At 43.3% G+C, this 20,957-nt stretch carries 16 protein-coding genes; all 16 read left to right on the forward strand.

The window, feature by feature from the left end; genetic code table 11:
- The first annotated feature begins 186 nt into the window (after positions 1-186).
- Entirely contained in the window at positions 187-3,207 is a 3,021-nt protein-coding gene (locus ACSQ8P_RS00400; protein WP_436233419.1) for an S-layer homology domain-containing protein, read from the forward strand.
- 397 nt (positions 3,208-3,604) lie between these two features.
- On the forward strand, positions 3,605-6,829 hold the full coding sequence (locus ACSQ8P_RS00405) for an S-layer homology domain-containing protein (protein ID WP_436233420.1): 3,225 nt from the start codon (positions 3,605-3,607) through the stop codon (positions 6,827-6,829).
- A gap of 219 nt (positions 6,830-7,048) precedes the next feature.
- Positions 7,049-7,441, forward strand: a complete 393-nt coding sequence (locus tag ACSQ8P_RS00410; RefSeq protein WP_436233421.1) for a hypothetical protein — start codon at positions 7,049-7,051, stop codon at positions 7,439-7,441.
- Between the two features lie 151 nt (positions 7,442-7,592).
- Entirely contained in the window at positions 7,593-7,859 is a 267-nt protein-coding gene (locus ACSQ8P_RS00415; RefSeq protein ID WP_436233422.1) for a small, acid-soluble spore protein, alpha/beta type, read from the forward strand.
- Between the two features lie 397 nt (positions 7,860-8,256).
- Positions 8,257-9,471 (forward strand): methionine adenosyltransferase, encoded by a 1,215-nt coding sequence (metK, locus tag ACSQ8P_RS00420; protein ID WP_436233423.1) that lies wholly within the window; start codon positions 8,257-8,259, stop codon positions 9,469-9,471.
- Between the two features lie 200 nt (positions 9,472-9,671).
- Positions 9,672-9,926, forward strand: a complete 255-nt coding sequence (locus tag ACSQ8P_RS00425) for a hypothetical protein (RefSeq protein ID WP_436233424.1) — start codon at positions 9,672-9,674, stop codon at positions 9,924-9,926.
- Between the two features lie 196 nt (positions 9,927-10,122).
- Positions 10,123-12,726 carry a stalk domain-containing protein gene (locus ACSQ8P_RS00430; RefSeq protein ID WP_436233425.1) on the forward strand — a complete coding sequence of 868 codons (2,604 nt, stop codon included), beginning with the start codon at positions 10,123-10,125 and terminating at the stop codon, positions 12,724-12,726.
- A gap of 98 nt (positions 12,727-12,824) precedes the next feature.
- Complete coding sequence (locus ACSQ8P_RS00435) at positions 12,825-13,988, forward strand: sensor histidine kinase (protein ID WP_436233426.1); 1,164 nt, start codon at positions 12,825-12,827, stop codon at positions 13,986-13,988.
- Position 13,989: 1 nt separating this feature from the next.
- Complete coding sequence (locus tag ACSQ8P_RS00440; protein WP_056611570.1) at positions 13,990-14,715, forward strand: response regulator; 726 nt, start codon at positions 13,990-13,992, stop codon at positions 14,713-14,715.
- Between the two features lie 80 nt (positions 14,716-14,795).
- Entirely contained in the window at positions 14,796-15,185 is a 390-nt protein-coding gene (locus ACSQ8P_RS00445) for a hypothetical protein (RefSeq protein WP_436233427.1), read from the forward strand.
- A gap of 85 nt (positions 15,186-15,270) precedes the next feature.
- A complete protein-coding gene (locus tag ACSQ8P_RS00450; protein WP_436233428.1) occupies positions 15,271-17,124 on the forward strand; it encodes a DEAD/DEAH box helicase in 1,854 nt (617 codons plus the stop codon).
- Entirely contained in the window at positions 17,121-17,879 is a 759-nt protein-coding gene (locus ACSQ8P_RS00455) for a ComF family protein (RefSeq protein WP_436233429.1), read from the forward strand. Before ACSQ8P_RS00450 ends, ACSQ8P_RS00455 begins: the two co-directional genes overlap by 4 nt.
- A 116-nt stretch (positions 17,880-17,995) precedes the next feature.
- Positions 17,996-18,412 (forward strand): flagellar protein, encoded by a 417-nt coding sequence (locus ACSQ8P_RS00460; RefSeq protein WP_436239419.1) that lies wholly within the window; start codon positions 17,996-17,998, stop codon positions 18,410-18,412.
- A gap of 112 nt (positions 18,413-18,524) precedes the next feature.
- The gene (flgM, locus tag ACSQ8P_RS00465; protein ID WP_436233430.1) at positions 18,525-18,797 is read left to right on the forward strand and encodes a flagellar biosynthesis anti-sigma factor FlgM; all 273 of its coding nucleotides are present in this window, start codon (positions 18,525-18,527) and stop codon (positions 18,795-18,797) included.
- A 36-nt stretch (positions 18,798-18,833) separates the two neighbouring features.
- Positions 18,834-19,331, forward strand: coding sequence for a flagellar protein FlgN (locus tag ACSQ8P_RS00470; RefSeq protein ID WP_436233431.1), 498 nt, complete (start codon positions 18,834-18,836; stop codon positions 19,329-19,331).
- 42 nt (positions 19,332-19,373) lie between these two features.
- The gene (gene flgK, locus ACSQ8P_RS00475; RefSeq protein WP_436233432.1) at positions 19,374-20,939 is read left to right on the forward strand and encodes a flagellar hook-associated protein FlgK; all 1,566 of its coding nucleotides are present in this window, start codon (positions 19,374-19,376) and stop codon (positions 20,937-20,939) included.
- The last annotated feature ends 18 nt before the right edge of the window (positions 20,940-20,957 follow it).

A 20,957-nucleotide genomic window follows, 5' to 3' on the forward strand; every position in this document is an offset into this window, starting at 1 on the left:
TACTTAGCAATGAAATGTAGTATAGAGTGTCGTATACTAAGTTTGTAGGCGAGATGATATACGAAAAGCTACACAGTAGTCTATCAAGTAGATTGATTAAAGTAGATTCAAGGATTCAAAAGTCGCCCCGTTGGTTATAAGTTTTTATAACAAAAAACTTTCAAATATTAGGAGGAAACAACCTTTATGAAGAAAACTTTATCCGTAGTTCTTACGTCCGCAATGGCTCTTTCCATGTTCTCATCCGTTGCATTTGGTAAAACATCTGCAGACTTCACGGATTTGAAAGACCTTGACGCAGCAACAAAAGCAAAGTTCGACGCGATGATTTCCGCTGAAATCTTTGATGGCGTAAGCGACACAACATTTGGTTTGAAAGAAGAAATGAACCGCGCACAATTCGCTAAAGTAGCAGCTTTGATCATGGGCCTTGAAGTAAATAAAGATCTTAAAACATCAAGCTTTACTGACGTTAGTGTAACCGACGCAGCGAATGGTTATGCACTTCCTTACATCGAAGCTTTGAAAACTGCTAACGTAACTGATGGATATGCAGAAGGTCAATACAACCCAGCTGGTAAAGTAACGAAAGAACAACTAGCTACTTTCTTGGTTCGTGTACTTGGTAAAGACGCAGAAGCAAAAGCTTTGACTGGTACAGATAAAACAGTTTCTGGTTGGGCACAAGGTTATGTGGCTGAAGCACTTGCATTGAAAGTTCTTTCCAACAATGCAGACGGCACCTTCGGTGGTATCACGAATGCAACTCGTGATCTTCTTGTAACTGGCGCATATGAAGCTAAACAACAATACGTACCAGCTGGTAAAGTTTCCGTAACAGAAGCAAAAGCAACGGGTGTGTATAAAGCAACAGTAACATTTAACAAACCAGTTGATACAACAAAAGCAGTAGTATCTTTAACAAAAGGCACGCTTGCTGTTTCTGCAACAACAACATGGTCTGAAGATAAAAAAGTAGCAACACTAGCAACAGACACAAAAATTGGTGAAGGTGAATATACAGCAACTATTTCTGGTCTTGACGCAGCGACTGTAGAGAAAACTACAGCAACGTTTACTGCTAAAGAAGAGCAAGTAAGCAAAATTGATTTTGTAAATGCAGGGGATACTGTAGCTTACAGCACAAATGCAGTGATTAAATTGAAAGCTGAAAACCAATATGGCGAAGCAGTTTCCATGGGTACTTCAAGCTTTACAGCACTTGTATCTGGTCAAGCTCCAGCAAGCTTCAAAAAAGATGCTGACGGCAACTTGGTAATCACAGCTAATGTTTCAGGTACTGCTGGTGTGACTCAAGGAAATGGAATTGTCCCTGTAACTGTTTACTTGAATAATAGCAATATAACAGTTTCCAAAAACTTTAAAGTAGGTACAGTGCCAATTTTGAGCAAAATTGAAACAGGCACAGTAACATACTCCAATAATGGAACGAAATTGGTTGCAGCAGATGAGACAGCTTCTATTCCTGTGAATTTATTTGACCAATATGGTAATCCAATTACTAAAGGTCAATTCGTTTCAGGTGAAATCGCAGCAAGTAATGTTAATCCTGTTATTACGCCATACGAACAAAACCTTGAAGTAGTCAAAGCGACTTCATCTTTTGCAACAAGCGATTTATTTGATGAGAACGACAACGCTCTTATTCAAGTGAAATTGAAAGCTAAAGTAGATAAAACAGCAGATTATACAGTAAATATCTATGGTGGTTCTTCATCCGCAACAGCAACAGTAAGCGTAAGTGCAGCTAACTTGCCTGCAAAAGTAGAATTTGACACTTCCGCTGTCACGCTAGCGTCGAATGATGCGAGTGTATATGTACCATTAAACGTAACTGACGCTAATGGAAACAAACTAAGCGCGCAAGACATCGTAGACAATAAAGATCGTATGAACTTCAGTGTTACAAATGGCACATGGTCAATTCAACCTACAGGTACGGACAAAGGTAAACTCAAGTTGAGCTTTACAACGGACAATGTAGTTGGAACGAAAGTGTACGTAACAGGTCAAATTAACCAATCGCAATCCAACACATTTGTACAAACGAGCATTCCGGTACAAGATGCACGTATCGCTGAGCGTATTACAGTTTCCACAGAGCCAGCAGCAAAAGCAATCCTGGGTGCATCTGATGATGTTGAATTCCAATTGAAAGATCAATATGGTAAAGATATTGCAGATATCGATTCCAATATCGCAAATGCAAATGGCCAAACATCTAACTACCGTATTAAAGTTGAAGTGACAACTGAAGGCACTGGTACTGCTGCAGCACCAAAAACTGCGCATGCGCCAACTGTAGTAACAGGAGCGCCAGCAAATGTAACGACGTACTACTACGACAACACACAGTTTGATGACTTCAGCAATGGATTTAATCTAACTTCTACTTCAGGTAGTGAAGGCAAAGTAACCGTTAAAGCTGTTATTGAAAAAGCGGCCAATGGAACTAGCAACTACTCTGACTACTCTTCAGTAGTAACACGCACATTTGAGGCGGTTAAATCCGATACAGCATTAACGTACTCCATTAACACAGTGGGTACATTATTCGCGGCTCAAGATAAATTGACAGCAGGCTTTACATCAGGCGAAGCGTTAACAGCGGGTAACAGTCAATTTGATAAAAAAATAACAGTGATCGCCAAAGATTCAGCAGGTAACAAAGTTATTCTTCCTTCCAACTATGTACGTGGAATTTCAAGCTCTGACCCATCCGTAATTGCAGTAGATGTAGATGGAACAGATGCTTATGTGCTTGGTAACAAAGCAGGAACAGCTACCGTGTCAGCAGTCGTATACACAAACAAAGGTGAGACTATTAACCTGACACAAGAAGTGACTGTAAAAGCAGATACAATTGCTGTTGACAAGCTTGTAGCTGGTGCAACAAGCGCAAGTTACACAGGTCTAGGTTATGCATACACGTACTTCACAGATGGTGATGATACACTGAAAGTAACAGACCAATACGGTATTGAGTACGAAAATGAGAACATTGCAAAATATGATGCAGTATTAGGTTTGCGTTATACAGTATCTGTAGTAAGTGGAACTGGTAATGTTGATCTAGACGCAAAAACAGGTCAAATTACTGCAGTTGGTAATGACGTGCAAGAGTTCTTGATTACAGCAATTGCGCCAAATGGCAAATCCGTTCAAGTGTTAGTTGCTAGACCATAATTAATAGAATTAAAACAAACCCAGTACAATCGTGCTGGGTTTGTTTTTTCTAAAGCAAAATTGAATGACGATTAAAAGTGATAATTTATAGACGATTTTCTTTTTCACTATCTTGGTTTTATTTAGTAAAAAACTTTTTGGCATGAAACGCAACTTTTTACGAAACAGTGCGTTTAATACATTGAACACGAAAGATGAGGGCAAAAGGAAACCATCTTGAGGAGTTTATAACGAAAAATATTTCTTTACGATCTAGTTTGATCAATGTATAATGTAAATTGGTCTAGGTTCCTATTTTATTTCATTACAGTTTACTAGTTTCAAATGTAGCATGGAATGCTACAAGCGAACCTTAGTTATATTATGCTCTAACTCTGGAGGGGGGGTGAACAATAAAATGAGTAAATCGAGCTGGAATAAAGAAAATATCAACATAAAAAATAAAACTCACGATATTCAAGGAGGAGAAAAAAAGGTTATGAAAAAAAGTTTAAAAGTAATCGCAACAGCAACACTAGCATTCTCCATGTTCGCTTCCGTAGCAATGGCTGCTGAAACAACAACTACTCCAACAGCTACTACAACTGCAACAACAGTTAAGACTTCCAAAGATTTTAAAGATCTTGCAGGTTTGGATGCAGCAACAATTGCAAAAATCGACGCTATGCTTGCTAAAAAATATTTCGAAGGTACAGCTGAAGATTCCTTCGGTATCAAAGAAAACATGACTCGCGCACAATTCGCGAAAGTTCTTGTTTTAGTATCTGGTGTTCCATTTGACGCAACTGTAAAAACATCCAGCTTTGGTGATGTAAAAGCTGATGATACAGCTAACGGTTGGGCAATCCCTTACATCGAAGCAGCTAAAAAAGCTGGTTTGGTTGATGGTAAAACGGATTCCTCCTTTGACCCATCAGCTAACGTAACTCTTGGTGAGTTCGCAACTGCATTGGTTAAAGGTCTTGGAATCAAACCAGACACAACTGGTACTCCTTGGTACGCTGACGCAATTAAACAAGCAGTTGATAAAAAATTGCTTCCTGAAGGTACTGACGGTTCCAAATTTGCTACTCGTGCTGACCTAGTAGTTGGTGCATTCACAGCTGATGCAGCTATCGCAAGCGTTGGTAAAGTATCCGTAACTGAAGCTAAAGCAGCTGGCGTGTACAAAGTGAAAGTAACATTCAGCAAAGCAGTTGATACTACTCTTGCTAAATTGGCTTTGACTAAAGGTACACTAGCTGTTTCCACATCCACAACTGCTCCAGTTTGGTCCGAAGACAAAAAATCAGTGACATTGACTACTGACACTAGAATCACTGAAGGTGACTACACAGTAACTTTGTCAGGTCTAGCTGCTGATGCTGTTGACAAAACAACTGCAACTTTCAAAGCTACTGACGAGACTGTTAATAAAATTGACTTTGTAAACGCTGGCGACACTGTTGCATATAGCAAAGTTGCTACAATTAAACTTAAAGCAACAAACCAATATGATGAGGCAGTTTCTCTTGGTACTTCTAGCTTTACAGCTCTTGTATCCGGGCAAGCTCCAGCTAGCTTCAAAAAAGATGCTGATGGAAACCTAGTAATCACTGCTAATGTTTCAGGTACTGCTGGTGTGACTCAAGGTAATGGTATTATTCCAGTAACAGTTTACTTGAACAATAGCAATGTAACAGTTTCCAAGAATTTCAAAGTAGGCACAGTGCCGATCTTGAGCAAAATTGAAGCTGGTAAAGTAACGTACCCTAACAGCGGTACTAAACTTGCTGCAAAAGATGAAACTGCTTCAATCGCATTGAACCTAATTGACCAATATGGCAACGCAATTGTAAAAAGCCAATTGCAACCAATTGATATTACACCAAACGATGGTCTGAATAACCCAGTTGCAGAAATTTCTGCTTCAACAATCAACCCTGTTATTACTCCTTATGAGCAAAAGTTAGCAGTAGTTCGTACAAACAATGACTACACGGACTTCTTCGATGATAACGATAATGCTCGTATTAAAGTTCAATTGACAGAAAAACTTGATAAATCAGCTGACTATACTGTTAACATCTATGGTGGTTCATCTTCAGCTACTGCAACAATTAGCGTAGGTGCTGCGAATCTTGCTACTAAATTTGAGTTTGATGCTGCCGCAGTAGTAATTGCTGCTGGTGACACAACTACAGTTGTTCCTTTGATTGCTACTGATGCTAATGGCAACAAGTTAAGCGCTCAAGATATTGTTGACCAAAAGACTCGTTTTAATATCACTGCAAGCAATGCTACTGCTGCAATTGTTGAAACAGGTTCTGACAAAGGTAAAGTGAAACTGACTTATACTGGTACTAACACAGTTGGTGGTAAAGTTTATGTTTCTGGAACGATCAACCAATCACAAACTAACACATTCGTACAAACAAGTATTGCAATTAGCGATGCTCGTGTTCCTGAGCGTATTTCGGTGACAACTGAACCTACTGCAAAAGCAATTCTTGGTGCAGATAGTGAAGTCGTCTATATGCTTAAAGATCAGTACGGTAAAGATGTTAAAAACATTGCAGCTACTATTCCAAGTGCAAACGGTCAAACTTCTCAGTATCAAGTTAAGGTAGTTGTAACTGCTACTGGTACAACAGGTATTAGCTTCAAAGGTGCTCAAGACTTAACGAACACTGATACAAGTGATGATGCGGCGCTTCCTACTGGAACAGCAACTGGTACAAATGAAACTACTTACGTCTTTGGACCAAGTCAATTGGTATACTTCAACAAAGGCTTCAACTTGTTGACGAACACAGCTGAAGGTAAAGTGACTGTTAAGGCGACAATCGAGAAGGCTCCTAACGGAACGTCCAACTTCTCTGATTACTCTTCTTCTGTAACACGTTCACTTGAGTCTATTAAACCAGACACTGCTTTGACTTACTCACTTAACACAGTTGGCAGCCTATTTGCAGCAAAAGATAAATTTGCAAGCAACGCAGCAGTTGTTGGAACTAACCCTGGCCAAGCAGCCGACGGACTTGTTGCTGGAAACAGCCGTTTTGACAAAAAGCTTGGTGTTGTGGCTAAGGATTCCGCAGGAAACACAGTTAAGCTTCCTCTAAACTATGTTCGTGGTATCTCCAGTTCTGATCCGAATGTATTAGCTGTTGACACTTACACTACTGGTGGAGTAGAAGATGGATACATTCTTGGTAACAAAGCAGGTACAGCTACTGTATCCGCAGTTGTTTACACGAACAAAGGTCAAACACTTAACTTGACTCAAGAAATTACTGTAAAAGCTGATACAATTACAGTTGAAACAATGACTGCAGACAACAGCACAGCAACTTATGCTGCAGGAAACAACTATGCGTACAAGTACTTCAACAACTTGAAAGTTGTTGACAACTACGGTATCGAGTACAAAACGGATGCAACTGCAGGTACTGATCCAATCGCTCAATACTTCGCAGTACTTGGTGTTCAGTATACTGTACAAACACTTCAAGGTACTGGCTCTGTGACTATTAATTCTTCTACTGGGGCAATTACAAACGTTCCTGCTGCAGTAACAGAATTCTTAATTACAGCAATTGCACCTAACGGTAAATCCTTAACAATGCTTGTATCGAAATAATTTTTAAAATTTATAAAAAGATTGAGACCCTTAGGGGTCTTTTTCTTTTTAATGATGAGGTGAACTCCAATCAAAACATTAGTAAGACAATTAATATGTGTTGTTGTAATACTTCTCACTTTAAGTCAGGGAACCCAAGCCGAAGCCCCAGTACCTGGCACAACTGATCCGCTGATCACGCAGAGCTACTTTGAGCAGAACACCTTAAGCGAAGCAAAGGTGAAAGAGATTGTGGCCTCCGCGATCGCTGCAGCTGGCGGTAGCCAGCCAGGCGGGAGCAACGGAGGCACGAGCACTAACCCTACGGCAGCGGCGAATATGAAAGTTGTCCAATTGGAAAATGGACAAACCTTGTATGCCGGCGCTGGCGCGGAATTTATCGTGCGAAGCGGCAAGGTTCTGGCCGTGAGCAACGATGAGAACGGCATCCCGGATGTAACGGGAGGCAAAGATCTGGCAGCGGGGACGGAAGTCGCGCTGAATCATCTTTTGATTTTTCCAACAGAGGGCCGTGGGATTAAGCCTTCGACGAAAAATGACACGTCCATTTATATCATGGTACGTGGTGGATATTTGATATTAAATGCAGACGGTAGTAAGGTTACGCAATAGATGTCTACTCCATAATTTTACCCAAATTGACAACTTCTTATGCGTGTTGCCTGTACGAATCTAGCCATACTAATCATTGTACCCAACAGAGAAATGGCAGCTTCTTAACACGTTCATGATCACAACAAAAACTCTGAGGAGGCGTTTGGTTATGGCTAGAAGTAAAGTTGTTCCGGAATCGAAAAAAGCTTTAGATATCTTAAAATATGAAATTGCTGCTGAGTTAGGTCTACCTGTTGGCATCTCTATGTCGCTCAATGCGGATACAGAATTTGCGGGTGAACTTGGTTCTATTCCTTCAAATTCTATGAAGAAAGACTATTGGGGACACATTACCTCCCGAGATGCAGGCGCTGTAGGTGGTCGCATTACTCAGCGGTTGATCCAACGAGCAGAAGAAACCTTATTTACTTTGTAATTATTTATATGTATAGTGCATTGTTAGAGTAGAGGTGAGGTCGGCTAATGCTGACCTTTTTTTTATATCACCGTTGCCATTGGATTTCCGAAATTATAAATTGACAACACACGACAAATAAAGTAGGATGATTAATTGAAGGTCAATATTCAATTTAACCTTTTCCGATAGGGGAAGGTTCATTTTAATGTTGTCTTTATTCATGTATTGTCTTTATTAATGCTTTATCTATTTGTACCAGTGCGGAATTCAAAGATCTTATCAGCGCATGAGCGCAAAAGAGGGATTCCGTTTGGCGAGAAAAGCTACCGCTAAAGCCGGGCCCATTTTTTTATCATAGAGGCATCGAGTAGAAGCTTTTCAAACATACTAAATGTAATGTAGGAGGATGAATAATATGGCTCAAGTTCGTGGACGTCGTTTATTTACATCCGAATCCGTAACAGAAGGTCATCCAGATAAAATTTGTGACCAAATTTCTGACTCGGTTTTGGATGCATTTCTAGCTAATGATCCGAATGCTCGTGTAGCATGTGAGGTATCTGTAGCAACTGGTTTGGTTTTGGTAATTGGTGAAATCACTTCGAAGTCTGAATATGTCGATATTCAAGCTATCGCAAGACAAACAATTAAAGACATTGGTTACACACGCGCGAAGTACGGTTTCGACTCCCAAACGTGTGCGGTTCTCGTTTCGTTGAACGAGCAATCCCCTGACATTGCACAAGGTGTAGACAGAGCCCTTGAAGCAAGAGAAGGTTCCATGTCGGACGAAGAAATCGAAGCAATTGGTGCTGGTGACCAAGGCTTAATGTTCGGTTTCGCTGTAAATGAGACGCCTGAGCTTATGCCTCTTCCGATCTCGATTTCTCACCAATTGGCTCGTCGTTTGACAGAAGTTCGTAAGAATGGCACTCTTCCATACCTGCGTCCAGATGGTAAAACACAAGTAACGGTTGAGTACATCGATGATAAACCTGTTCGTGTAGATGCAATTGTTGTATCCACACAGCACGATGAGAATACAACTTTGGAGCAAATCCAAAAAGATATTAAAGAGCATGTTATTCTTCCAATCGTTCCAGCACACTTGTTGGATGACAAGACGAACTATTTCATTAACCCAACAGGCCGTTTCGTTATCGGCGGACCACAAGGGGATGCAGGTCTTACAGGTCGTAAAATTATCGTTGATACGTACGGTGGTTATGCTCGTCATGGCGGCGGCGCATTCTCCGGTAAAGATCCGACGAAAGTTGACCGTTCCGGTGCCTACGCGGCGCGTTATGTTGCGAAGAATATCGTAGCAGCTGGTCTTGCAGAGAAATGTGAAGTTCAGTTGGCTTATGCCATTGGTGTTGCTCGTCCTGTATCTATTGCTGTAGATACATTTGGTACGGCTAAAGTGAGTGAAGAGAAGCTTGTTGAGCTGATCCACAGTAACTTTGACCTTCGCCCAGCGGGTATCATTAAAGAGCTTGATCTTCGTCGTCCGATCTACCGTCAAACAGCGGCTTACGGTCACTTCGGCCGTAACGATCTAGACGTTCCTTGGGAGCGTACAGATAAAGCAGAATCTTTGAGAACTCAAGCTTTAGAGCTTAAGCATTAATATTGCGAAGCCGTCCTTCATGGGCGGCTTTTTTGTTTGTGTATTTTACCACAACATAATTTACTGAAGTAAATGTTTGAGTTTCCTCTTGCTAAAAATGGTGGTACTATATGTATATGTCATCTGATGCTAATTCATAGGGAATTATGTTATGATAGGTATAAGATAAGTCTGCGTTGGTATATGAAGGGAGCGATATGATGGACAATGAAATGAAGGAATCACTTACTACGTTGCTAAGAGCAGAATTATCCCCGGTTTTTGAACAGTTAATTGGAATGAACACAAGATTAGACAGAATAGAATTCGAACAATCCCAAATCAAACAAGCCGTGCTGGAAACCAATGAAATCGTGAAGCGACTGGAAAATGTGCAAGAGCAACAACATAGGATCATTGAGCTCCTCTCAGCACGTTCGATTGAACAGGAAGCTAAATTAAAGAAAATAATTTAACTGTTTAGATAAGCATCTCAAGCAGAGAGCAGACCCGGGAGGGTTGTGCTCTTTTTTACATTTTTACCATTTATCTATGACATATGAATACAACATGGGGAATATCGTAACTTTTTCCATAGTTTAAGAGTCTATATAGTTATCGCTTAAATGATAGATACTAGAATTAGATGAAAAAGAGGAGTGGAACGGCAACGTGAAGGTACAGAGGCAAGTAGGAGTAGCAGCGCTGGCTTGCGCTATGGTGTGGCAGTTGGTGTCGGGAGTTACGGTAAACGCGGCGGGCACGAAGCTGACGTTGAGCTCGCAAGAGACGATTACATCAGGTGCAATTATGAAGAACTACGTATGGTCGACAACACGAAGCAATAAGGAAGTATCGGTGAACGCCAATGTGATCGAGGTGGATCTGACGAACCCGAACGTGAAGATAGACGCAATGGCAGGAACGAACAATCAGTTCACGAAGAACCAAAGTGTGCTCGGCATGGTGAAGGATACAGGCGCTGTAGCAGGAGTGAACGGGGATTTCTACAATACCCAGGCGGAAGGAGTTCCAGAGGGTGCGCAGATCACGAACGGACAGGTGATGGCGACACCAGCGAAGATTTCAGGCTTGTACTCGTTTGCCATAACGAAGACTAATCAGCCGATTATTGATATTTTCGATTTCCAAGGTAAGGTTACGGCAAAGGATGGGACACAGTTCGAGCTTGGCGGCGTAAACAAAACGTTCTATTGGGACGATAATGACGTTCCGCTGATTGCAGACGGCCTTTTCCTTTACACAAGTGCTTGGGCGATGACACAGCGAGCTGTGGATGGCACACACGTACCTACTGAGGCACTCATCCAGAATGATATTGTCAAGGAGATCCAAGTTGATACGAATGTGAAAATGATCGCTCCTGCAGATGGTTACATCCTTAGGGGTTCGGGATTGGCGAGAGAATTTATTGTAAAGCATCTCAAAGTTGGCGATAAAATCACGACGAAATACGACATGATTCCACACGATGCGTCCAAGACGTATGATTGGAAAAACTTCAAAATGCTCATCGGCGGCAGCACGTTGCTAGTGGATGAGGCGAAGCCGAGCTATTTTACGCGGAATATTAATGATTTCAACGGATATAGTCCTGTTTCTAGGACAGCTGTGGGTTACTCCAAGGATCTGAAGAAAGCTTATATTATAACAGCAGATCGCAACGGTCCAAGTGCCGGAATGACGCTGCCAGAGCTGCAGCAATTCATGATTGATGCCGGTGTATGGAGAGGGATGGTCCTTGATGGCGGTGGATCGACACAGATGGTGTCTAGGCCACTTGGTGATGTAGATCCGAAGTTAGTGAACAAAACACAAAATGGGAATCAACGTGCGGTAGCAAATGGTTTGGGCGTATATTCGACAGCGCCTAAGGGTGAGTTGCAAGGTCTTATTTTAAAAGGACAATCTTTATTATTCGTAAATGAATCCAGCACTTATCAATTTAAAGCTTATGATGACTATTATAATCCTATAGCCGTAACAGGAATTGTTCCACAATGGAGCAGCACGATGGCCAATGGCTCGTTCAAGGATAACGTATATACACCAACAATGCCTGGGAAAACTCAGATTGTCGCAAAATCAGGAAAAGGATCCGCAACGATGGACGTTGAAATTGTCGGGCGTGATCAGATTACGTCGATGGCTTTTAGCTCGGGGTCCTTCTCATTGACAGAGGGCGGCGATTTCAAGCTTCCGATTACCGTTACAACACGAAGTGGAGCAACCAGAGAATTACCCGCGGCATCAGCAACTTGGGAGCTAAGCGGGGTTAAGGGGACAATCACCAACGGTGTCCTGCACGTAGATAGCACAGCGGGAGCGCAGACGGCTCAGGTTATTGCACACTATGATGGGTATAGCACCATGGTAACTCTACCCGTAGGGCAGGAGAAAGTGTGGTATGATTTAGATAAATTTGCGGTCATGACAACAGGGGACAGATATCCGGCTGAAGTCGTTTCCACAGTGAATATCGTGCAAAACAATGGCAACAAGAACTTGGAAATCGCCTATGATTTCTCCAAGGGACTTGGAACGAAAGCAGCTTACGCAAGGTTTAATAATGGGAATGGTGCGCCGATTGAGGGTGAACCCGAATTTATGACAGCCAAAGTCCTAGGAGATGGAAGCTTCAATTGGGTGCGTGCTGAGGTTATTGATGCGGACGGTAAGGTGAATTTAGTAAGTTTTACGGAAAATATGAACTGGACAGGCTGGCGCAAGGTCACGGCGGATGTGTCGGATCTGAAGGCTCCTTTGCTGGTGAAAAGCATTTATGTCGCAAATCCAGCCAACGGGCAGGATGAAAGAGCCGCTAAAGGGAAAATTAATATTGACGATATTTCATTTATTTATAAAGGACAATTGCCAACGCTACCGAAGAATGCAATTAAACTTACCGTAAATAAGAAGCAGGCAACTTTGAATAGCAAGCCGATGACGTTGGAACAAGCGCCGACGATCGTCAAGGATAATACCTTGGTTCCGATTCGTTTTGTCACAGAAGCATTGGGTGGAACTGTGAAGTGGGATGATAAAGAACGTAAGGTAACCGTCCTTCGTGGCGATAAACTAATTGACCTATGGATTGATCAAGCTGATCTGCTTGTAAATGGCGGTCGAGTCACGGCAGAAGTGGCTCCAGCGATCATGAATAATGTGACAATGGTCCCATTACGGCTCATTTCGGAGAGATTAGGCTTCAAAGTAGGCTGGGATCCCCAGAATTACGGAATTTCTATTGAATAAATAGTACTAGAAGTACACGGCAAACGGGAAGAACTATGCTACAATATGGGGTAGACAACTTACTATTATAAGGTTTTATTAAAAGGAGCTCGTTTCATGTGCAACCAGACGCTATAGACAAGGTCATAACCAACGCCATTAACGTCATGGAAAGCAGCAAGTATCAATTGTTTGAGATTGCTGAGTCATCACGCTTAGAGAAGGAGTCACTTGCTCGGGAGCTCAATGACATTAAGCATGAGACGGGTGTCACGATTGATCTCGTGGATATGTTAGAAAAAGAATACAAGAGGTCGCGGATCCGACTTACGGAAGTCAGTCGAGATTTCAACAAGTATCGAGAAGAAGATATCAAGATTGCTTATGAAGCCGCTATCGCTTTTCAATTACAGCTAACCGTTGCGCGGGAAAAAGAGAATAATCTCAAAATCCGCCGCAATGACCTGCAGGTTCGTATGAAGAATGTGGACAAACAGGTAGAACGCGCCGAAACAATCGTCTCTCAGATGAATGTTGCACTGGAATACTTATCAGGGGATCTCAATCAGTTAACACGTATTATTGAGTCGGCTAAGAATCGACAACTGTTGGGGCTGAAAATTATTTTGGCTCAAGAGGAAGAACGCAAACGAATCGCGCGCGAAATTCATGATGGAATGGCTCAAACCTTGGCGAATGTCGTGCTTCGGACTGAAATTGCCCATCGGATGCTCGTCAAGGAAGATATTTCGGCGGTGAAGGATGAGTTAGTTGATTTAAAGGGACAAGTCAGAAATGGCCTTGAAGAGGTTCGTAAAATTATTTTCAACCTCCGACCAATGGCGCTCGATGATTTAGGGATTGTGCCTACATTACGGAAATATGTGCAGGATTTCGAAGACAAATATCGAATCCACACACAGTTTAACTTGGTCGGGAAAGAAACACGTATACCGTCCGGGTTGGAAATTGCTATTTTCCGATTGGTGCAGGAAGCTTTATCGAATATAAACAAACATGCCAAAGCAACCTTCTTGTCTGTTGAACTCACGTTAGAACCAGATCAAGTACAGATTTACGTTGTAGATAACGGAATCGGCTTTGATGTTCCGCTAACAGAACTAAGAATAGCCAAGGGGAATAACTTTGGTTTACTGGGAATGAGAGAGCGTGTAGAACTGCTAGAAGGTACCATGGTCCTGGAGTCAGAGAAAGGTTCAGGAACAAAAATTACGATGCTCATCCCTATCGGCGGCGTTGGAGAGAACAAGGAGGAAAACTAGAATGGACAACACGGCGAGTCATAAACGCAATGTGCATATTGTCATTGCAGACGATCATCAGCTTTTTCGCGAAGGTGTTAAACGGATCATTAATATGGAAGATGATATGGAAGTTATCGGTGAGTGTGGCGATGGCATCCAAGTCATTGAATTGTGTAATCAAATCACGCCCGATATCGTGCTCATGGACATCAATATGCCTCTTGAGAACGGTGTAATTGCAACAGAACGTCTGAAACTAATCTTTCCTGATATTAAAGTCATCATTCTATCCATTCATGATGATGAAAGCTATGTATTTGAGACGCTTCGCAAAGGGGCTTCCGGTTACTTGCTGAAGGATATGGAAGCGGAGTCGCTGATTAATGCGATTCGTTCTGTTGTTGCAGGACATGCCTACATTCATCCTAAGGTAACAGGTAAGCTAATCAACCAACTAAGACGTATGACGTATCTGGATGACGTTGGTGTTGTTGGAACAGGCACTGGCGTGAAGGATTCCGGACTGAAGTACATACATAATGCAAACAGCCCATTGACCAAAAGGGAAGCAGAAGTGCTTCGACTTATGGCGGAAGGCAAGAGCAATAAGCTGATTGGTGAATTCCTTTATATTAGTGAGAAAACAGTGAAAAACCATGTGAGTAGTATCCTTCAAAAAATGGAAGTCGATGACCGTACACAAGCGGTAATTATTGCAATTAAAAATGGCTGGGTAACGCTGTAATCCGCGATACTGCATTTCCGTGCCTATAGGAACCCCCCTTTGCACTGCCGCATACACTGCAGGTAAGGGAGGGACCCGCTATGTGGATTGGATTGCTTTGTATCTTCGGTTGCTATGGCGTGAGTGTTACCGTACTGCATCTCTTACTACGTAAGGGAACGAAGAAGAAACCAGCTACTGTTCTACTTGTTACCAAAAACAATCAAAATCAAATTGAGTGGGTTATTCGCTCGTTATTTTTCTTTTCGCGTGTAAGAGGCAACCAGGTCAAGGCAACGATTATTGACGAGGGGTCGTCTGACGATACAAGAGAGATCATTGAGCGTTTATCCCAAACGTATGCCTTAGAGCTGCGTTTACAGTCTGACTATGATGCCGTTGATCGTTTCCTAAGTCAGCATGAAGAAGATCCTGTTGTACTTGTTCACCTCAGTAATAGGGAGGAACTCGTAAAGATTCCTGTTGTCTGAGAGCAAACGCTTTCAAACATTAACAAACACAAACCTTCAACCAACATGTACGCTACATTATTTGATGAAGAGAGAACGGTGAGGAATGAAGGTTCAGATCTATGCTGTTCGCAAGAGAGATGTGTGGGAGTGGCAATTTACACTACATGCCCAGACAGATATCCAATATTGGTTCGAGCATTACGCAGCCGACGCCGGCCTCGTATTGTTCGAACCTTTTGTTTCGTTAGGGCAAGCGTTTCGACTGCTTGAAGGGTTAAGAAAGATTGACGTGGCCTCTAAGGATAATAGTGAGAGTCGGTTACTTGCGATGGTTAAACGGGAAGCAACGGCCATTGGAATAATGGATGTGGATGAGATACGTTCGGAATTGATGGACTACACGCATTGGTGTGACGAGCAGGTTCGTAGCTTTCAATTACACTTATCCAGATATATTAGTCTCGTTGAAGCTTGCAGAGGGCGCTCCCTGTTGGTAGATGAGCTTCAGCAGCTAATTGAAGCCTCTGGTGTTGAGACGGCAGGGTTGGAAGCTTCGTGGCCAGCCTATTTGCAACTCGCCTACCTCAATGGCGATGTGTCGCTCACGAGTGGCTTACACATGCAGGTGAGGCGTGACTGGCGGCGATGGCTGAGGAAGGCTTCGCATTACGCATGTAAACGCTGCGGAAGCGGAGAAGCCCGAATGTTCTGGTCACCATGCTTGCATTGCGGTCAAGATTGCCCCTATTGCGAGGAGTGCCTCACAATGGGCAGGGTCCGATCTTGCTCCTTGCTTGTTCTCGGCGGCTCGGGTGAAGCGATGTCTACAGTAGGCGGAGAGGCTGCTGACGAATTACAGGCTTACATAGAGCCCTGGGGGCTCAGTGATGCCCAGACCCGTGCTTCCCTTGAGGGGCTGTGCTACATCCAAGGGAGGCAACCTGGTGGCCCAGGCAAGTTCCTCATCTGGGCCGTTACGGGCGCCGGGAAGACAGAAATGATCTTCCCGTTCATTCACTACACCGCCGCTCGTGGCGGGCGTGTCCTCATCGCTACACCACGCAAGGACGTGGTGCTGGAGCTGCAACCGCGCATCCAGCGGGCGTTCGCAACATACAGCGTGGTCACGCTGTATGGCGGAAGCGAGCAACGCTGGGAGCAAGGGCAAATTACCATTGCAACAACGCATCAGTTGTTGCGGTTTCATCAAGCTTTTGACCTCGTCATCATCGATGAAATTGATGCCTTCCCGTACCACAATAACCCCATGCTTAGCTATGCGGCAGAGAACGTGTGTAAGCCCAGCGGGACGAATATTCTGCTGTCAGCGACACCGCCAACGCTGGTTAGACAAGCCGCCGAACGCGGACGTCTGCCACATGTTCGCGTCCCTGTACGCTTTCATAAACATCCTCTGCCTGTCCCTCAATTAATAACTACGCCAACATTAAGAAAATCCATCGCTGTTCAATCCATCCCGCAGTCGATTCAATCTCGCTTAGAAGTATCTATTGGACGTGGAGCTCAAGTTTTTGTGTTCGTTCCGAATATCCAGCTCGTAGAGCCGATGGTGGAACTGTTAAGAAGTAAGCTGAAAGGGAGTAAACTGGATGTTCGTGTAGAGGGCACCTCATCGAAAGACCTGTCGCGAACGGAGAAGGTACAGCTTTTTCGCAATCGGGAGATTCGGGTGCTCGTCACGACGACCATTCTTGAACGTGGGGTAACCGTGCCCCAATCGGATGTGTTCATTTTGGGTGCAGACTCGAAGTTGTTCGATGAAGCCGCATTAGTCCAGATGGCAGGACGTGCAGGAAGGTCGAAGGACGACCCGCATGGGAAGGTGTATTTGGCTGCTGCGGAAATAACGAAATCACAGAAAGAAGCTGTTCGACAGATACGCACGATGAATCGTATTGCTCGTAAACAGGGCTTTCTACAAGGAGGCAAGGTATGAGCCGGTGGTGGAGGCAGATTGGGAACTCGCTATTTTCGCTATTAGGTCCTAAGCGGGGAGCGTGTTTATTATGCAAACAGATGACCAGCCTGGAGAGAGGCGAGTTGGGGCTTTGTCACGCGTGCTACACCCGAATTCCCTGGATTCGTAAGGTGGTTTGTCTATCTTGTGGACGAGGTGAGTATTGTCCAGATTGTCGTCGGAAGCCGCACAGCTATTTCACTAGAAGTCGAAGTGCCGTCCGATACGATGAGACGATGAAAGAGCTGCTTGCCAGATATAAGTATCGAGGAGATGAGCGCTTAAAGGTAGTTTTCGGTCATATGTTGGTACATGCTTTTCAGCAACTTCGACTGGATAGGGCATCTTCGTCAGCGGGGCAGGTTCGAGAATTTATCACCTACGTACCTGTAAGTGAGCGTCGTATGCAAGAGCGAGGATTTAACCAGGCGGAACAAATGGCGAGAGAATTAGGCCGGCGAGTTGACCTCCCGGTCGTACGTCTACTCAATCGTTCTAAGCATACGGCGAAGCAGAGTTTTAAAAAACGAAGTGAACGGATCGACGATCTTGCGCACGTTTTTGAGTTTGATACCACAGAACTGGGAAAAATATTCGCGTCTGGTAAATTCGTCATCATTTATATCGTGGACGATGTGTACACAACGGGAAGTACGATGAATCAATGCGCCATGGTTTTAAAAGAGGAAATGTCGATACTTGTCGAAATTTGCGGGTTAACGTGGGCGAGATAAATAGGTCATAGTCCTAATTTTATAAAAATAGTAATAGGCAAAAGCTGTCGAATTGCGGTAAACTGGAATTAAAAAGTGGAAACTGGGAATGCTGAAAAGGGGGACATCCTGTGAGTATGAATGTGGCGAATTGTCCGCGTTGTGGGAAAATATATGTGAAGGGCTTCGTAGAGCTTTGTCCGAATTGCGTGAAGGAGCAGGAGCTGCAATACGAGAAATGTTTGAAGTATCTACGTGAGAACAAGAGTGTCAACATTACTGAACTAAGCGAAGCAACAGGCGTTTCCATCAAGCAAATCACTAAGTTTGTTCGTGACGGTCGTATCTCCATTTACAATGCGCCGAACATGTCTTATCCGTGCGAGGTTTGTGGGACACTCATTCGTGAGAACACGATTTGTGAACTGTGCCGCCAGAAGCTTGTGAAGGATGTTAATCATCATACAGAAGATCAGCGACGGGACGAAGAGCGGAGACAGCAGGAGAATAGGATTACCTTTAACATTCATGATCGACTGAAAAATAAGCGGTAATTCGAAATAGGTCTATAGAGATATAAAGTTTTATATAGAAGATGCCGATAATAGTACTAACGATTATCGGTTTTTTATTTTTTTAGGTCAGTGAACATAGGAGTGTATCGGTATGAAAATTAATGAGAATGGCCGCATCGGCGCTGTGAATCCGTATAAGAAGACTGGAGAGGCAACATCCGCACAAGCTGCTGGTAAGAAAGGCAAAGTGAAGGATCAGGTTGAAATCTCTGCGGAAGCTAAGGAGCTTCTTGGAGCTTCAGGCAGTGCTCGTACGGAACAGCAAAGCCTTAGGATTGAGTCATTGAAAAATTCGGTTTCATCAGGGACCTATCACGTAGATGCTAAGAAAATTGCAGAGAAGCTGCTCCCTTATTTGAAATAAGTGTTTATATAGATTTATTAGGATTAGGAGAACGCCATGTCTATTCAACCGTTGATTACGATATTGGAACAGCTTCTTGAGGCGCATGAATCGCTGCTGGAGCTTTCCAGTGAGAAGACCCAAGAACTCGTCAGCAACAATGTGAATCAGCTTAATCTGATTGTGAATAAAGAGAGCAAGCTTGTCAGGCATATTAGCGAGCTGGATAAGCAGCGATTTCATGAAATCGGCAAGTACTTAATTTCACGTGGCTATAACCCGAATCCTCAGGTAACGGTGAGTGACTTGATTAGGCTGATTTTCAAAGCGGAAGAGAAACAGGCCCTTTTGCATGCACATAAGCAGCTTATGGTTGTCTTGGAGAAGTTGAAAGAAATCAATACATCCAATCAACAATTGATTCAGCAATCACTTTCATTTATAGATTATTCCATTGATCTTGTGATGGGCCCCTCTGAAGAGGATGTCGTTTATCGGAATCCCACCTTGCAAAAGAGTGATAAGCGAATGGGGATGTTTGACAGAAGGGCATAGCTTCAAATTGGATCTGACTAAGAACATCTAGGGGGAATTGCTGTGGGATCTACATTCTCTGGCATTGAAATTTCAAAGCGAAGTCTTTTCGCGCAACAAACGGCTTTACAGACGACAGGACATAACGTAGCGAATGCGAATACGCAAGGATATACGAGACAAAGAGTGAATATGGTTGCATCTCTACCCTACGAACCTGCGAGTATGACAAGAAGCGCAGTTCCAGGTCAATTGGGGCAAGGTGTTGAATTCGATCAAATCAAGCGAGTTCGCGAAAAGTTCCTAGATACGCAATTTTATGATGAGAACAAGACATTAGGTGAGTGGACCATTCGCCGAGATACGTTAGAGAAGTTGGAAGCTATCGTAAATGAACCATCAGATACAGGGATCAGGCAAGTGGTGGAGGGCTTTTGGAGTGCTTGGCAGGATGTCAGTAAGGAACCTGACAACTTGACAGCTCGTGCAGCTCTTAAGGAGAAAGCGTTAGCCATGACCGATGCTTTCAATCATACAGGCAAGCAATTGGATGATCTATCGGCGAATCTGACAGATAATATAGCTGTTAAGGTTTCTGAAGCCAATACGATGTTGAAGCAAGTTGCTAATTTAAATAACGAAATTTTTAAAATAGAAGGACTGGGCAATAACGCAAATGATCTAAGAGATCAGCGAGATCTATTAGTTGATAATTTGTCCAAAATAGTGAATATAACCGCTGTTGATACGACTGGTGGATATACGTTGAGAATGGGTAGCGTTGAGCTAGTTAATGGGATTAATGTCACCACCCCAATTGATGCCAGTACAGTTGCTTCTAATTTGGCATCCGGTGATCTTCAGAGCGGTGAGATCTATGGAATGCTAGTTTCCCGAGATCAGTACTTAGACAGTTATAAATTTCAATTCAATTCCATGGTTAAGGCACTTGTCCAAGGACCGGTATCGATCACGTTGCCTGCAGGTTCGGTAATTCCAGCTGGAGCAATACTGACCGGAGCGACACCAGGAACTACCCTAGCAGCTGACACGAAAGTCACGGTCAACGGAATTAACGGTCTGCACGCATTGGGATATACGTTGGAAGATCCACCGAAAAGCGGAATTCCTTTCTTTACTATAAAAGAGGGTGCAACTGAGTTCAATGCAAACAGCCTGACCGTAAATCCTGATATCGTCAACAAAGTGGCGAATATTGCTGCTTCCTCTCGTACCTATGTGGATACCGATGGGAATACCAAAGTAGTTAGAGGAAATAACGATATCGCGTTAGCATTGGCATCTTTCCAGAATCAGAAGTTTGACTTTGATCCAAGTTCTAACGGAACACCGCTTTTGACTAGCGGTACGTTCGATGAGTTCCTTCGTGCTATCGTAGGGCAGCTGGGTGTACAGTCACAAGAAGCTACGAGACAAACGACGAACCAGCAAGCACTTGTCGATCAGGTCGATTCGAGAAGGCAGTCTGTTAGCGGTGTATCTTTGGATGAAGAGATGGCGGACATGATTAAATATCAACATGCCTACAACGCTGCGGCTAGATCATTAACCACATTTGATGAGATGTTGGATAAAGTAATTAACGGTATGGGAACAGTCGGTAGATAATAATTAATTTGTATAAGG

The sequence above is a fragment of the Paenibacillus sp. LjRoot153 genome (genome assembly GCF_964253085.1).
Classification (GTDB): domain Bacteria; phylum Bacillota; class Bacilli; order Paenibacillales; family NBRC-103111; genus Paenibacillus_E.

Coding starts and splice junctions, on each gene's coding strand:
- ACSQ8P_RS00440 (WP_056611570.1), top strand. CDS start 13,990: ATGGACAACACGGCGAGTCATAAACGCAATGTGCATATTGTCATTGCA.
- ACSQ8P_RS00425 (WP_436233424.1), top strand. CDS start 9,672: ATGGACAATGAAATGAAGGAATCACTTACTACGTTGCTAAGAGCAGAA.
- ACSQ8P_RS00455 (WP_436233429.1), top strand. CDS start 17,121: ATGAGCCGGTGGTGGAGGCAGATTGGGAACTCGCTATTTTCGCTATTA.
- metK (WP_436233423.1), top strand. CDS start 8,257: ATGGCTCAAGTTCGTGGACGTCGTTTATTTACATCCGAATCCGTAACA.
- ACSQ8P_RS00450 (WP_436233428.1), top strand. CDS start 15,271: ATGAAGGTTCAGATCTATGCTGTTCGCAAGAGAGATGTGTGGGAGTGG.
- flgM (WP_436233430.1), top strand. CDS start 18,525: ATGAAAATTAATGAGAATGGCCGCATCGGCGCTGTGAATCCGTATAAG.
- ACSQ8P_RS00405 (WP_436233420.1), top strand. CDS start 3,605: ATGAGTAAATCGAGCTGGAATAAAGAAAATATCAACATAAAAAATAAA.
- ACSQ8P_RS00400 (WP_436233419.1), top strand. CDS start 187: ATGAAGAAAACTTTATCCGTAGTTCTTACGTCCGCAATGGCTCTTTCC.
- ACSQ8P_RS00470 (WP_436233431.1), top strand. CDS start 18,834: ATGTCTATTCAACCGTTGATTACGATATTGGAACAGCTTCTTGAGGCG.
- ACSQ8P_RS00415 (WP_436233422.1), top strand. CDS start 7,593: ATGGCTAGAAGTAAAGTTGTTCCGGAATCGAAAAAAGCTTTAGATATC.
- ACSQ8P_RS00460 (WP_436239419.1), top strand. CDS start 17,996: ATGAATGTGGCGAATTGTCCGCGTTGTGGGAAAATATATGTGAAGGGC.
- ACSQ8P_RS00445 (WP_436233427.1), top strand. CDS start 14,796: ATGTGGATTGGATTGCTTTGTATCTTCGGTTGCTATGGCGTGAGTGTT.